Source organism: Bradyrhizobium sp. Mp27, assembly GCF_029953005.1.
In the GTDB taxonomy this organism is placed as follows: Bacteria; Pseudomonadota; Alphaproteobacteria; order Rhizobiales; family Xanthobacteraceae; genus Bradyrhizobium; species Bradyrhizobium barranii.
On the sequence record NZ_JASAUS010000655.1, the window covers coordinates 1 to 417 of the forward strand.

The window sequence follows — 417 nt, forward strand, 5'->3', positions numbered from 1 at the left end:
GCACGCCTCAAGCACCTTGCGATCTTTCCTCGAAAGGTGGACTTCTCTTGCTTCGGGTATCATCCCGACCTTGAATCACGACTCACGTTCCAAGAAAAGTGGGTACTAGCTGCGAAACGCCTCCATGCGACGCGACCCGTTGCGGCCACGTCCCGGTCGCCGCGCCGGACGCTTCGCCGCCTTGGCCAGTCCTTCCTTGACGCCAAGGACTTCCGCGATAACGGTCTCGGCCTCGGTGAGCAGGAGCTTGCTCTGCTCCCCGCCGGTCAGACCCCGCCATTTGAGCCGCGTCTTGTAGGGCTTTGCCTGTGTTTCGGCATGGAATAAGGACCCCGTTTTCGGGGTGATCGGCATCCAATCGGGACCCCGGGATAAGGGTCCACAGTGGCTTCCATCGAGTCATGGAAGCCGAGGTTG

The 417-nt window shown here is 60.9% G+C and carries 1 protein-coding gene; it reads right to left on the reverse strand.

Annotation, left to right across the window (positions count from 1 at the left end; genetic code table 11):
- Positions 1 to 105: 105 nt before the first annotated feature.
- Positions 106 to 354, reverse strand: coding sequence for a hypothetical protein (locus QJT78_RS52195; protein WP_281460954.1), 249 nt, complete (start codon positions 352 to 354; stop codon positions 106 to 108).
- Positions 355 to 417: the final 63 nt, after the last annotated feature.